Below are 13,864 nucleotides of genomic sequence, written 5' to 3' on the forward strand. Positions count from 1 at the left end.
CCTGCACCGGGCCTCCGCCGGTCCGGTCGCCCTAGAAGATCAGGGCAACGGTGTTCTGCACAAGGTCACTTGACGGGGTGTCGGATCGTCAGCTCGTCAGTTCGTCGCTCGGACCGCTTCGCGGATCACCGCCGCGACCTCCTTGGGGCGGGAGACCGCCACGGCGTGGGAGGCGCCCTCGATCTCGGTGACGGTGGCGCCGGCGCGCTTGGCGCCGAAGCGCTGGACGTCGGGGTTGATGGCCTCGTCGGCGTCGGCGACGACCGCCCAGGACGGCTTGTCCTGCCAGGCGGCGGTCGCGGCCGGCTCGGTGAACACCGAGGCGGACAAGGGGCGTTGGGTGACGGCGAGGATCCTGGTGACCTCGGCCGGGACGTCGGCGGCGAAGATGCCGGGGAAGGCGTCCTGCTTGATCGTGACCTCTGTGCCCGGGTCCGCGCCCTCGACGGGGTACGACCACTCGTCGAGGTTGGCGACGAGCGGGGCGAGCGGGAAGCGGCCCTGCAACTCGCCCAGGCTCTCGCCCTGTTCGGGGATGTACGCGGCCACGTAGACCAGGCCGACGACGTTCTCGGCGGCGCCGGCCACGGTGATGATCGCGCCGCCGTAGGAGTGGCCGACGAGGATGACCGGGCCGTTGATCTGGGCCGCCGCGGAGGTGATGTACGCGGCGTCGGAGGCCAGGCCGCGCAGGGGGTTCGGGAGTGCGCGGACGGGGATGTGCTGGGCTTGCAGTTCCTCTATGACACCGGTCCAGCTGGACGCGTCGGCGAAGGCGCCGTGTATGAGCAGGACGGTGGGGGTGGGGGTGGGGGACATGGTGGTGTTCTCCTTCTGGGCGGCCTGGGGGCCGGTGGTCGGGCGCGGGTGCGGGTTCGGGTGGGTGGGTGCGTGGGCTTGATCGCCCCCGCCGCCCCTACCCGTCCCATCCCCAGGGGCTGCGCCCCTTCGACCCCCTTCGCGCTCCGCGCGGGGTGCGTTTCGGGTGCGGGTTCGGTGGGGGTTCTCGCGCAGTTCCCCGCGCCCCTTACGGGGCGCAGGTCCCCCGCGCCCTAGACGGCGCCCCTGGCGGGGCGCGGGGCTGGTGCGGGAGTCAGTTGGTGTGCAGGGCGTTGCGCAGGGTGCTCGTGGCGAGGGTGATCGCGGCCTCGGCGGCGTGGGTTTCGCGGAGGGCGTTGAGCATGACGAAGTCGTGGATGATGCCCTGGAAGCGGACGGCGGTGACCGGGACGCCCGCCTCGCGGAGCTTGTTGGCGTAGGACTCGCCCTCGTCGCGCAGGACGTCGGCCTCGCCCGTGATGACGAGGGCCGGGGGCAGGCCTTGGAGCTGTTCGACGCTCGCCCGCAGCGGGGACGCGGTGATCTGGGCGCGCTCGGCCTCGTCGGTCGTGTACTGGTCCCAGAACCACTCCATGCCGTCCCGGCGCAGGAAGTAGCCCGTGGCGAACTGCTGGTAGGAGCCGGTGTCGAAGCTCGCGTCGGTCACCGGGTAGAACAGCACCTGCTGGACCAGCGGGACGTCACCGCGCTGCTTGGCCATCAACGTCAGCGCGGCGGTCATGTTGCCGCCGACCGAGTCACCGGCGACTGCCAGCCGGGCCCCGTCCAGGTCCTTGGACGCGCCCTGCTCCACGACCCACTTCGCCACCGCGTAGTTCTGCTCGATGGCCACCGGGTAACGGGCCTCGGGGGAGAGGTCGTACTCCGGGAAGACCACGGCGGCGTGCGCGCCGACGGCCAGTTCCCGCACCAGCCGGTCATGGGTGTGGGCGTTGCCGAACACCCAGCCCGCGCCGTGGATGTAGAGCACGACCGGCAGGACGCCCTCGGCACCGGCGGGCCGTACGATCCGCGCCCGCACGCTGCCCGTCGGGCCGCCCGAGACGGTGATCCACTCCTCGTCGACGTCCGGCTTCCCGGTCTCGCCGGACTGCACCTCGTCGACCGCCTTCCGGCCCTCCGCGGGCGGCAGTTCGAAGAGGAAGGGCGGGTTGGCGGTGGCCTCCGCGAAGGCGGCGGCAGCCGGTTCCAGGACCGGAGGGGTCGGTTCGGAGGTGTCGGACATGTGGTTCTCCCGATGGGTCGCGTGCGGTACTGCGGAGCTTCGGTGTGCCGGTGTGCCGGTGTGCCGGTGTTCCGGTACTTCGGTCAGCACGCTAGAACCGGGGGACCTCCGGGAATCGTCTGTCAGCGCACCGGGTCAGGTCCGGGAGCGCACGGACCGCGGAGGCGACGGCGCCGCCGCGTCTCGCCACTCGCTCGGGGACATGCCGTACGCCGCCCGGAACACCCGGCTGAAGTGGGTCGCGCTCAGGAAGCCCCAGCGGCCGGCGACCGAGGCGATGGTCCGGCGGTGGCGGACGCCGAGGACGAGGTCGCGGCGGCACTCCTCCAGGCGGCGCCGTTGGATCCAGCGGCCCACGGTCGTGCCCTCGTCCTGGAAGAGCCTGTGCAGATAGCGGACCGAGATGTGATGGGCGCCCGCGATCACCTCGGGCGACAGGTCCGCGTCGGCCAGGTGCTCGTCGATGAACCGCAGCATCCGGGCCACCAGCGGTGACCGGCCGTTTCCCGGGGTGCCCGTCACGGTCCGCCCCAGCTGCTCGGTGGCGAGGGTGGCCAGCAGGTTCACGGCGTTCCGGGCGAGCATCTCGCCGACCAGGGGCGCGGCCGAGACCGCCGTGTCGGCCAGCTCGGACAGGAACGGCGACAGCAGCGTCCCCAGCCGGGAGGACCGGGCGACGGGGGTCCCGAGGACGCGGCGCAGGTCGGTGTCCTCCAGTCCCAGTTCCTCGCGCGGGACGAGGAAGACCTTCAGCAGGCCGTGGGTGGGGAAGTCCAGGCGTGGCGGGTGGTTCGCGTCGTAGAAACAGATGTCCCCCGGCTGGAGCGGGACATCGGGGAGCCGTTCGGTGGGCGGGACGCCGGTGCCGCCCACGCCCACCAGCAGATACGCGCCGCCGGTCCGCGCGGTCAGCCGATACGCGTCCGGCCCGGGGCGCCCGTCCCCGGGCAGCTCCGCGGCCGTTCCGTCGACGCCGGGGCCCAGGTCGAGCACGGAGATGCGGAGGCCCGCCGCCCCGGCCGCGCCGGTGTCGGATCCGGACCTGGAACCGGTCTTGAACGTGGACCTGGACCTGGTCATCTGTCGCTTCCTCCACGGCCGTTCGGGCACACCGTCAGTCACTGCACCCGGAGCGTAGGAAGGGGGATGTGAAAAAAGTGTGACGGTGGAGTGTCGGCCAGGTCGGTGGCGAAGGCGCGCAGGAGGTCGTGCTGGGTGTAGCGGCCGGGGGCGTGTTCGGTGACGAGGTGGGCGTCGGCGAGGTCGTCGAGAAGCTGCCGGGTGCGCCGGGCCGGGAGGTCGAGCAGGGCCGCGGCCTTGTCCGGGGTCAGGTCCGGGCCGGGGTGGAGCGCCAACTGCCGGAACAGCAGGGCTTGTTCGGGTGCGAGGCGACGGTAGGAGAGGGCGAAGGCGGTGCGGAGGTCGGCGGGGGTGTGGGGGGAGTGCCGGAGTTCGGTCGCGAGGGCTGAGAGGGGGAGGTCCGGGTGGGCGGTGGCGCGGGCGGCGACGAGGGCCAGGGCGAGGGGGAGGCGACCGCACAGGGTGACGATCTCGTCCGCCGCGTCGGGGGCCTCGGTCGGTCGGGCGGGGCCGGTGTGTGCCGCGAGTACCGCCCGTGCGTCGGCCGTCGTCGGCGGGTCCAGGTGCAGGGGGTGGGTGCCCGACGCGATCAGGCCGGACAGTCCGTGGCGACTGGTGACCAGGGTCAGACAGCCGGGCGACGCGGGCAGCAGTGGTCGTACCTGCTCGGTGTCGGCCGCGTCGTCCAGCACGACCAGGAACCGCCGGCCGGCCACCAGGCTGCGGTACAGCCCGGCGAGGGAGTCCGTCCGCTCCGGCATACGCGCCGGCGGCACCCCGAGCGCGACGAGCATCCCCCGCAGCGCCTCCGCCGGGTCCAGCGGCGCCCGGACGGGATCGAACCCCCTTAGGTCCACCCGCAGTTGCCCATCGGGGAAGCGCCCGACCGCCCGACTCGCCCAGTGCGACGCGAGCGCGGTCTTCCCTACGCCGGGCATGCCGCAGATCAGCACGGAGACGGGGGCCGGTGGGGAGGAGGTGGGCGTGTGGGGGGAGGGGGCCGTCGCCGCGTCCGTGAGGTCCGCCAGCCGGGCGACTTCGGGCTGTCGGCCGACGAAGGCGGGGGCGTCGGGCGGGAGTTGGATCGCAGCGGGGCCAACGCCGAGCCCGGGGTCGGCAGCGCGGCCAACCGGCTCACGCGGGAGCGGGCGGGTGGGGGTGGTCCAGTCCTGGTGGAGGATGCGGGTGTGGGCTGTGGTCAGTTCCGGGCCGGGGGGTACGGAGAGTTCCTCGGACAGGAGGCGTCGTATGCGGGCGTAGGCGGCGAGGGACTCCGCCTGGAGGCCGGACGCGGCGAGGGCCATGATGAGGGCGGCGTGCAGGGGCTCGTTCAGGGGGTCGAGTTCGAGGGCCTGCCGCAGCCGGGGCAGCAGCTGCTCGGAGCGGCCGCAGAGGAGAGCCGCGTCGGCGGCCATCCGGGTCGTGTCGATCAACTCCCGTTCCACCGCGGTGAACACGGCGTGCTCCCGTGCGACCGCGGGGACCCCCATGGCCACCGGACCGCGCCACTCGCTCAGCGCGTCCAGGAAGTGCGCCGCCGCGGCCTCGGACCGCCCGGTGGCCGCCGCCCGCATGCCCCGCTTCGTGAGCGCGCGGAACCGCAGCAGATCGACCTCGTCCTCGTCCGCCTCCAGCAGATAGCCCCCGGCACGCCGCAGCAGCCGCCGGCCGGGCGCCCGGGGCGGCAGCCCGGGTTCGAGCAGCCGCCGCAGCGAACCGGCGTAACGGCGCACCACGTTCCGCGCACTCGCCGGCGCCCGCTCGGGCCAGAGCACGTCGACGAGGTCACCCCACGGCACCGGCCGCCCGACCCGCACCACCAACAACCCCAGCAGGGCCCGCTGTTGCGGGAACCCGAGGTCCAGCTCCTCCCCGTCCCGGCACACCCGCAGCGGTCCCAGCACCTCGAACCGCGTCTCCCACGTCACCCGAAGCGCCCGCTCGCGTCGAGCTGTGCGCGTACCTGATCGGCGTCGGGATGGCCGAGGGTGATGAGGAGGGTGAGGGCCTGCTGACGGGCCTCGTGGGCGGAGGGATGGTCGCTCATCGCGGCGTGGGTGTCGCCGATGTGGACGAGGGTGCAGGCCTCCAGATACGGCACGCCCAGTTCCCGGTAGAGGGCGAGGGCATGGCCGTAGCCGACGAGGGCGTTCGGATGGCGACCGAGGTGGTGGTGGGCGTAGGCGATGGTGTGCCAGGTGGCCGCCTCGCCGTAGCGGTCGCCGAGTTCCCGGAGCAGGGTCAGGGCCTCGTGGCAGTGCCGCAACGCCTCCCCGTGCTCGCCGAGCAGCGTGTGGTACCAGCCGACGGAGTTGAGGACACTGGCGTACGCGGCGCGGCGGCCACCGGCCCGGAAGAGTTCCATGGCCAGCCGGTTGTGGTGCAGGGCGCCGGGCAGATCCCCCTCCTGGTCGTGGAGCCAGCCGAGGCTGCGATGGGTGTCGGCCCGCCCGACGGCGTCGCCCAGCTCGGTGAAGAGCGCCAGTGCGCGGTCGAGGCGGGGGCGGGCCGTGCCGTGCAGCCCGAGCCGGCTCTCCGCCCGCGCCAGCGCCCGCAGCCCCCTGGCCTCCCACCCCGGATCGGCGGTCCGCAGCGCCGCGTCGAGCGCGATCCGCTGGACCGTCGCCCAGTCGTGCCAGTGCCCCCGCCGGTCGAAGAACGGCTCCAGCGACCAGGCGAGCGCGCCCGCCACCCGGTCACGGCCGGACCGGGCCGCCGCCCCGACGACGGCGAGCAGCACCGGATACTCGGCGGTCAGCCAGGCGAGCGCCTGTGCGTGGTCGGCGAGCGGTTCGGCGTGGACACCGGCCGGCGGCGGCTCCGGCGGCAGTGGGTCCGCGTGCGGGGCGAGGAGCGGCTCGGCGGCGTGCGCGGTGTGCAGGTAGTACGCGTACAGCCGCTCGGTGGCCGTCTCGCGCTCGTCCTCCGGGCGCCGGTCCTGGTTCTGGTTCTGGTCCTGGTCCTCCAGGAGTTCGGTGGCGTGGGCGCGCAGCAGGTCGTGCAGTGCGTACCGGCCGGGGGCGGGCTCGCCCAGGAGGTGGACGTCGGCCAGCTCGGTGAGCAGTCGCCGTGTCCGGCGCGCGGGCAGGCCGGTGAGCGCGGCCGTCGCCGCCACCGAGAAGTCCGGGCCGGGGTGCAGCGCGAGCAGCGGGAAGAGGTGGGCCGCCTCGGGCGACACGGCACCCAGCGACCAGGAGAACACCGCCCCGACGTTCGCGGACGGGTCCGTCCGGCTGAACGCGTCCAGGCTGCCGTGCGCGGCGCGCAGTTCCGCCGCGATCGCCGACAGCGGGAAGCCCGGGTGCGCGGCGGCGCGCGCCGTGACACAGGCCAGCGCGAGCGGCAGCCCACCGCACAACGCCGCGATCTCCGCCACCGCCCGCGCCTCCCCGGTGAGGCGCCCGGCCCCCAGCCGGCGTTCGAGGAACGCCCGTGCCTGCCCGGCGTCCAGCGGACGCAACGCGAGGCTGTGCGCGCCGTGCGAGGACACCAGGCCCGCCAGCTGGTCGCGGCTGGTGACGATGGTGAGACACCCGGGTGTGCCGGGCAGCAGCGGCCGTACCTGCTCGGTGTCCCGCGCGTTGTCCAGCAGCACCAGGAACCGCCGCCCCGCCAACAGGCTGCGGTACAGCGCCGCCTGGGCGTCCACGCCGTGCGGGACCCGCTCCGGCGGTACGCCCAGCGCGTCGAGGAAGATCCGCACCGCCTCCCCGGCCTCCATCACCGTGCCCGACGGGGCGAACCCCCGCAGATTGACGTACAACTGCCCGTCCGGGAACCGGTCCGCGACCCGGTGCGCCCAGTGCACGGCGAGCGTCGTCTTGCCGATCCCGGCCATGCCGCCGATGGCACTGATCACGACGGTGCCGGCGGGGCCCATGACGCCGTCAGCACCGCCGTCCAGGAGCGCCAGCACCTGCTCCAGCTCGGCGCGGCGTCCGGTGAACGTCGGTAGGTCGTGGGGGAGTTGGGCGGGGATGGTGGTCGGTGTCTGTGCCGGTGCCGGTGCCGGTGCCGGTGCCTGTGCCTGTGGCTGTGGCTGTGGCTGTGTCTGGGCCGGTGCCTGCGGGCTCGGGGTACCTACGGGCTCGGTCTCGGCTCCGGCAGCGGTTGCGGTTGCGGCTTCGGCTACGGCGGCGGTTGCGGCTCCGGCGTCGGCCCTCGCCCCGGCCTCGATGCTCGCCCTCGCTCCGGCCTCGACGCTCGCCCCCGCCTCGGCCCCAACCTCGGCCCCAAAGACCGCGGCCTCCGCCGAACCCGCGCCGCGGGACGCGGCGTCGTGTGACCCGGCACCGCGCCCCATGCTCTCCCGCCGCGGGCCTTCACCCCGCATGCCTTCGCCCCGCACCCCCTCCGCCAGCCCACCCTCACCCAGCCCACCCTCACCCCGCCCGCCTTCACCCCGCCCGTCCTCACCCCGTACATCCCGATGGGCCTCGCGCAGTTCCGGCCCCGGGTCGATGCCCAGCTCCTCGGCGAGCCGTTCGCGGGCGGTGTGGAAGGCGCTCAGTGCCTCGGTCTCGCGCCCGGTGGCGGCCAGGACGCGTACGAGGCGGGCCAGCAGGGGTTCGTCGAGCGGGTCGTCGGCGACCGCGTTCTGGAGTAGGGGCAGTACGGCGGCGGGGATGCCGGCCCGCAGTGCCGCGTCGGCCGCCTCCCGTACGGCCGACGCCCGTTCGCGGTCGACCGCCGCGAACCCGGCGCGCTCCCGCATCTCCTCGGGCAGCCCCGCCCCGACCGGCCCGCGCCACAGCCCCAGCGCCTCGGTGAGCAGCTCCACGACCCGCGCCGCCGCCCCCTCGCTGTCGCCGCGAACCCGGCGCGCCTCGTCCCGCAGCCGGCGGAACCGCAGCAGATCCAGGGAGTCGGCGTCGACCAGCAGGCGGTACCCGCCCGCGTCCCGTATCAGCCAGCGGCCGGTGGCGCGGTTGGGCAGGCCCGGCTCCAACATCCGCCGCAGCGACCCGACATGACGCCGGATCACATTGACGGCGCTGTCCGGCGGCAGCCGCCCCCACAGCACGTCGACGATCTCGCTCACCGCCACCGGCTGCCCCGCCCGTACCAGCAACAACGCCAGCAGCGCCCGCTCCTGCGGACGCCCCCACGTCGGCTCAGCCCCCGTCCGCTCCACCCGGACCGACCCCAGAACCGCGAACCGCACCGGCTCCAGCGCCAATTGGCCCTCCTGATATCTCGTATCTCGTATCTTTCCCCCGCCCATGACCATACGTGATTCCCCGAGTTACCCAGAGTTACGCGCAGCTCCGCGCCCCCGTGAGGCAGCCGTTGCGCTCCCTCTCGCAGGTGCCGTCACCGGCGCCGGTGCGTCGACCCGGCGCCTCCTCGGCGGCGGTGATAGAGCTGTTCATCGGACAGGTCTGCGAGAACGAGGAGTGCAGTCGGTGAACTCGGCACGGACGAACGGCCGTTGGATTTCGGACGAGGCGACGGGCCCGGCCGGTCGCCACGCGGTGGTCGTCGGCGGCAGCATCGCCGGCCTGCTCGCGGCACGGGCCCTCGTGGGCCACGCCGAGCGGGTGACGATCGTGGAGCGGGACCGTTTCCCGAAGGGGGACGGCGAGGGGGCGGCGGCGCCCCGGCCGGGCGTACCGCAGAGCCGGCATCCGCATGTCCTGCTGGAGGGCGGCCAACTCGCCCTGGACGCACTGCTGCCCGGCTTCATGGCCGAACTCCGGGAGGCCGGTGCACCGCGGGTCGGGATGCCGGCGGACATGGTGCAGTTCCAGAACGACCGCTGGCTGCGGCGGACGCCCGCCACGGTCCACATCCACACCGGGTCGCGCGCCCAGACGGAGCGGCTGATACGGCGCCGGGTCCTGGCCGAGCCGACGGTCACCCTCGTCGAGGGGACGGACACGGTCGGTCTGCTCGGGGACGCCACGCGCGTACGGGGCGTGCTGGTGCGGGAACGCGGCGACGGAAACCGGGGCGAACAACGGGAACTGCCCGCCGACCTGGTCGTCGACGCCTCGGGGCGCGGCACGAAGGCCGCCCGGTGGCTGGCGGCCCTCGGAGCCGAGGCCCCGCACGAGGAGACCATCGACACCGGGCTCGCCTACGCCTCCCGCGTCTACCGGGACACCGCCGGGACCCTCGGCACCGCCCCGCCGGCCCCCGCGCTCGGCCTCTACTTCATCCCCAACCCCACGCAGCCGTACGGTGCCGTCGTCCTCCCCCTGGAGGACGGCACCCATCTGGCCACCCTCTCCGGGCTGCGCGGCGACGAACCACCCACAGACGAGGACGAGTTCGAGGCGTACGCCAAGCGGCTGCCGCACCCGGTGGTGCACCGCTGGATGCGTGACGCCGAACCGCTGTCGCCGGTCTTCGGCTTCCGGCGGACCGCGAACGTACGGCGCCGCTACGACCTGCCCGGCCGCCGCCCCGCCGGATTCCTGGCCGTCGGCGACGCCCTGTGTACCGTCAACCCGGTCTACGGGCAGGGGATGGCCGTCGCCGCGACGAGCGCTGTGGCCCTGCGGGACGCGCTGTCCGATCCGCGCCGTACGCCCACCACGCGCGTAGTGCAGCGGGCGCTGCTCGCGGCGTCGCGCCAGGCGTGGGACATCTCGGCCGGGGCGGACAAGGTGATGCCGGGGGCGATCGGCGACGCGGTCACCGTGCGGGCCGCGGACCGGGTCGCCGGGTGGTATCTGCGCCGGGTGCAGGAACGTGTGCCCGGCGACCCCGTCGTGGGCCGCGCCTTCCGCTCCGTCGTCTCCCTCAAGGAGCCGCTCGGCGCCCTGTTCGCCCCGGCCGTGGCGCGGGCCGTGCTCTTCGGGCAGGTCCGGGAGACGCCTGCGGAGCCGCCGATGACGCGTGAGTGACGTGAGAGAACGGAGGAGGGTGCCACCGGGCCCTTGACGCCCGTGGAAAGCGCTTGCCACACTCGCGGCCCGCCACATCGAGCGCCTGTCACGACACCGCCGTACGCCCGGCGCCGTACGAAGCCACGCCCCTCCAGGTCACCGGCCCGGCGACCCCTCGACCCCGGAACGGCGCGGTCGAATCGGTTTCGATGCGGCGACTCGGGGCCGGCGGGGAGGGCACGGCGCACGGCGGGACGGTTCGGCGGGGCCGTACTGCGGGACGGTACGGCGGGACCGTAGGACAGGCGCACCGCAGGCGCACCGCAGGAGCACCGAATCCCCCACAGGAGAGCCGACATGGGACGCAGAGCCGCAGCCCGGTCCACCGACAGCAGTGCCGTAGAGGCCGGCGCCGACCCCACCGCCCGCCGCACGCACACCCGAACCCGCAACCGCACCCGCGCCCTTGTCACCGCGGCCGGTGCGACCGCGCTGTTGACCGGGGCCGCCGCGCTGACCGCGCCCGCGAGCCCGGGGCCGGAGCTCGCCGCGACCCCGGTCGCCGCCGAGGCGCGGGTCGCGGCGGCGTGCGGCGAGGGCGCGTATCAGGCGGAGGCCGTGCTCAACGGCAGTACCTGGACCGCCCGTCGCGGCGGCAGCGTGACGTACACCGGGGCCGACATGCGCGCCGCGATGCAGGCCGCCGTCAACAGCCTCACCTCCGGCCGGACTTCGAAGGAGCGCGTCGTCGTACGCGGTTCGGGGTCGATCGGCGCGGGCTCCCGGGTCTCGCTGCCCAGCTACACCGTGCTCGACGTGTGCGGCACGATCAACGTCACGGGTACGGGCTCCGGCGACCAGGCGCCCGTCTACTCCCGGGGCACCCGGGACATCGAGGTCCAGCATCTCAACCTCACCGGCACCCCGCTGTACGGGATCTTCCTGCGCAACGTCCAGAACGTCGTCCTCGGCCAGCTGGACATGCGTCTCTCGCGCGGCCTCGGCGTCCGGATCGACAACCGGGGCGACACCAGCCAGTGGACGCGCAACGTACGGATCGACAACGTGTACGTGTCCGGCGCGAGCAGCCACGCGGTCGAGACGTACGGCGTCGACGGGCTCACCGTGGGCACGGTGACCGCCCGCAACGTGGGCGAGTCCGGGCTGCTGCTCAACCAGACGATCAACGCCACGGTCACCAAGGTCGACGCGGACGGCGCGGGCACCGGCACCGGCTACGCGGCCTTCCGGATGGCCAACCGCAATGGCCGGGTGGGCAGTTCGTACCCGACCAACATCCGTGTCGGCGAGGTGGTCGCGCGTGGCGGCGGGCGCGGTGTCTTCTGCGTCTCCGAGAGCGGTGGCGCGGTCATCGACCGGATCAACCTCACCAACACCGGCAACAACGCGATCCTGATCGAGAACTGCTACAACGTGAACCTCGCCGCCCAGAGCGGCACGGTGTCCGGTGGTGGCGAGATCCGGCTCGCGGCGCGCACGGAGTTCGCCAACAACCGTGACATCACCGTCCAGAACCTGACCGTCACCAACTCGTCGATCCGCGAAAGCCCCTGCGGCGAGAACACCACCTTCCGCAACAACCGCCTGGTCGGCAGTACGCAGACCATCTGCTGAGCCGGCCCCACGGCGGGGCGCGCCCGGCACCCGCTCCCGGGCGCGTCCACCCCGCCGCTCCGGTGCCGCGCGGTGGCGCGATCAGGGGGCCGCCGCGTAGCACCGGACGGCCACCGCCTGGTCAACAGCGTGCAGACCATCTGCTGACCGGCCTCGCGGCGGGGCGCGCCCGGCACCCGCTCCCGGGCGCGTCCACCCCGCCGCTCCGGTGCCGCGCGGCGGTGCGATCAGGGGGCCGCCGCGTAGCACCGGACGGCCACCGCCTGGTCCGGGCCCCAGCGCTGCTCGACCGTGGCCAGCAGGTGCCAGCCGAGCCGTTCGTAGAGGGCCGCCGCGGCGGTGTCGGACGCCACCACGTCCAGCACCGGGTGCAGACCGCGGTGCCGGGCCTCGGAGACCGCCTGTGCCATGAGGGCCGCGCCGAGCCCCAGGCCGCGGGCCCACGGGGCGACGAAGAGGCGGCTGATCACGGCCGTCTCGTCCACGCCCACGCCCGCGCGGGCGCTCCACAGGCCGGGTGCGGCGTCGTCCGCGCCGCTCGTGGACAGGCCGATGTGACCGGCGATCCGGCCGTCCACCTCCACCACCCAGGCGGCGAGGAGCGAGGGCGGCGACAGCCACGCGGCGGGCCGGTCGGGCCAGTTCACCGGATAGCCGTCGCGGTCATGGACCTCCGCGAGCACCCGGACACAGTCCTCGAGATCGCGATCGGTCCGACGCCGGGCCTCCCCCGTCGTACGCCCCGTACGCCCCGTTCGCCGCGTACGCCCCGAGGGCACGCTGTCACTCCTGTCAGTCGTCACGGCCGCATCAAAACACGCGGCGAGCCCCGACCGCCCGGGAAATTCCCCCCCGCCAACCCCCTGCCACCCCCGTCAACCCCCGCCTCGCCCGCCACACCCCCCGCCTCGCCCTACCCGTCACCCCTCCCTCGCCCCACCCGTCACACAGGCTTGTGGGGGATCTTGACGGCGGGGATGTTACCGGTAACACTGCGAGTGGCCCAGACACGGAGAGGTGGGGTCCGCGTGCCCGACGCACCGACCGCGCGAGAGGTGAAGCACATGCGACCCGCCCCGGGGACGAGGGTGTTCAGCCCTGCCGCCGTGGTGGCGTCCTGCGGTGGGTTCGTGCTCATCGGCGTGCTCCAGGCGCTCTACGGCCCCGCGATCCCGGCCTTCCGTGACGCGTACGACCTGTCGCCCTCGGCCGCCGGGCTCGGGCTGAGCGCCCACTTCGTCGGCGGGGTCGCCGGCGTACTGCTCTTCGACCGGCTGTTCGGCCGGATCGGCAACCGGCGGCTCCTCGGCACCTCGTATCTGCTGATGGCCCTCGGCGCGGCGGGCTTCGCGCTCGCCCCGAACTGGCCCGCCGGCCTCGCCGCCGCCCTGCTCGCCGGCCTCGGCTTCGGCGGCATCGACTACGGCCTCAACCAGCTCTTCGCCGTCGGCTTCGGCCACCGCTCGACCGCCATGCTGAACATCCTCAACGCCCACTTCGGCATCGGCGCGATCCTCGGCCCCGCCCTGGTCGCCGCCTTCGGCGCCGAGCACTACCCGGCGCTCTTCCTGGCCGTCGCCGCCGCCAACCTGCCGCTGCTGCTCTGTCTGCGGGGCGTCCGCGACCGGGTGCCCCAGCCGGGTGCCGAGGCGGCCGAGGGACGGCCCGGCGGCTCGGTGCTGGGCCGCAGCCTGGGCTCGGTGCTGGCGGTGTTCGTCGCCCTCTACGTCCTGCACGTCGGCGTCGAGACCGGCGTCGGCGGCTGGGAACCCACCCACCTGGAGACGGTCGGGTACGGCGCCGGAGCCGCCGCGACCGCCACCTCGGCCTACTGGCTGATGATGACCGTCGGCCGCTTCCTGGCCGCCCCCGTCGCCCTGCGTCACTCGCCCCCGACGATCATCGCCGTGTCCTGCGCGGGCATGACCGTCTGTCTGCTGCTCGCCTCGGTGCCCTGGCTCGCCCCGTACGCCTACGCCGGAGTCGGCCTGTTCATCGCGCCGATCTTCCCCACCGGCCTGCCCTGGCTCCACGCCGCCGCACCCCGGGCCCGCCGGGCCGGAGCGCTCGTCATCGCCGCGTCCATGATCGGGGGAGTGGCGGCGGGCCCGGCGCTCGGCAAGGCCATCGAGTGGTCCGGCGTCCGCGCGGTCCCGCTGCTGCTCTGCGCGGTCTCGGCGGTCTGCCTGCTGGCCACACTCTGGCTCATCCGCGCCACCCGCCCCGACTCATCGCCCCCGTAGGCCTGTTG

9 protein-coding genes are annotated in these 13,864 nt (G+C 74.2%); 3 read left to right on the top strand and 6 right to left on the bottom strand.

All coding sequences use genetic code 11. The annotated features are described in order from the left end of the window. Positions 1-96: 96 nt before the first annotated feature. The 5 genes from ACZ7MG_RS28580 to ACZ7MG_RS28600 form a co-directional block, all read right to left on the bottom strand. Complete coding sequence (locus tag ACZ7MG_RS28580; protein WP_471384364.1) at positions 97-819, bottom strand: alpha/beta fold hydrolase; 723 nt, start codon at positions 817-819, stop codon at positions 97-99. 274 nt (positions 820-1,093) lie between these two features. Then, positions 1,094-2,065 carry an alpha/beta hydrolase gene (locus tag ACZ7MG_RS28585; protein WP_471384362.1) on the bottom strand — a complete coding sequence of 324 codons (972 nt, stop codon included), beginning with the start codon at positions 2,063-2,065 and terminating at the stop codon, positions 1,094-1,096. A 135-nt stretch (positions 2,066-2,200) separates the two neighbouring features. Next, complete coding sequence (locus ACZ7MG_RS28590) at positions 2,201-3,145, bottom strand: helix-turn-helix domain-containing protein (protein WP_471384359.1); 945 nt, start codon at positions 3,143-3,145, stop codon at positions 2,201-2,203. Positions 3,146-3,183: 38 nt separating this feature from the next. After that, positions 3,184-5,073 carry an AfsR/SARP family transcriptional regulator gene (locus ACZ7MG_RS28595; RefSeq protein ID WP_471384356.1) on the bottom strand — a complete coding sequence of 630 codons (1,890 nt, stop codon included), beginning with the start codon at positions 5,071-5,073 and terminating at the stop codon, positions 3,184-3,186. Further along, complete coding sequence (locus tag ACZ7MG_RS28600; protein WP_471384353.1) at positions 5,070-8,324, bottom strand: AfsR/SARP family transcriptional regulator; 3,255 nt, start codon at positions 8,322-8,324, stop codon at positions 5,070-5,072. The genes ACZ7MG_RS28595 and ACZ7MG_RS28600 overlap by 4 nt, the downstream gene beginning before the upstream one ends. 295 nt (positions 8,325-8,619) lie before the next feature. Here ACZ7MG_RS28600 and ACZ7MG_RS28605 point away from each other — a divergent pair, with 295 nt between their 5' ends. After that, a complete protein-coding gene (locus ACZ7MG_RS28605; protein ID WP_471384948.1) occupies positions 8,620-9,996 on the top strand; it encodes an FAD-dependent oxidoreductase in 1,377 nt (458 codons plus the stop codon). 339 nt (positions 9,997-10,335) lie between these two features. Beyond that, positions 10,336-11,613 (top strand): hypothetical protein, encoded by a 1,278-nt coding sequence (locus tag ACZ7MG_RS28610; protein WP_471384350.1) that lies wholly within the window; start codon positions 10,336-10,338, stop codon positions 11,611-11,613. A gap of 227 nt (positions 11,614-11,840) precedes the next feature. Here ACZ7MG_RS28610 and ACZ7MG_RS28615 read toward each other — a convergent pair whose 3' ends face one another. Continuing rightward, positions 11,841-12,296 (bottom strand): GNAT family N-acetyltransferase, encoded by a 456-nt coding sequence (locus ACZ7MG_RS28615; RefSeq protein ID WP_471384347.1) that lies wholly within the window; start codon positions 12,294-12,296, stop codon positions 11,841-11,843. Between the two features lie 381 nt (positions 12,297-12,677). Between ACZ7MG_RS28615 and ACZ7MG_RS28620 the strand changes: the two genes are divergently transcribed. Continuing rightward, the gene (locus ACZ7MG_RS28620) at positions 12,678-13,856 is read left to right on the top strand and encodes an MFS transporter (protein ID WP_471384344.1); all 1,179 of its coding nucleotides are present in this window, start codon (positions 12,678-12,680) and stop codon (positions 13,854-13,856) included. Positions 13,857-13,864: the final 8 nt, after the last annotated feature.

This window comes from Streptomyces sp. NPDC107538 (assembly GCF_055657445.1).